Genomic DNA, 295 nt, shown 5'->3' with positions numbered 1-295 from the left:
CTCGTCGTGACCCAGCGCCTCGGCCAGCCGCACCACGTCGGCGCCGGCCGCCTCGCACACCTCGGCGATCGCGTTGATGTACGAGATCTTGGTCGCCAGGAAGGCGTTCGCGGCGGTCTTGACCAGCTCGGCGGTGGCGTAGTCGGTGACCACGGTCGGAATGTCGCCCAGCGGCCCGTACAGGTCGCGCAGCAGACCCTCGGCCCGGCCGGGGCGCACCCCGAGCACGATCCGGTCGGGCGCCAGGGTGTCCTCCACCGCGTGGCCCTCCCGCAGGAACTCCGGGTTCCAGGCG

1 pseudogene is annotated in these 295 nt (G+C 72.9%); it reads right to left on the bottom strand.

What is annotated here, in order from left to right:
• Nucleotides 1-295, bottom strand: a pseudogene (locus VR45_RS04790) (UDP-glucose/GDP-mannose dehydrogenase family protein); the annotation flags it as partial.

It is taken from the genome of Streptomyces sp. NRRL S-495 (assembly GCF_000966955.1).
Lineage (GTDB): Bacteria > Actinomycetota > Actinomycetes > Streptomycetales > Streptomycetaceae > Kitasatospora > Kitasatospora purpeofusca.
Note: the sequence above shows the minus strand (reverse complement) of the source record. Positions and strands in the feature narration are given on the sequence as shown.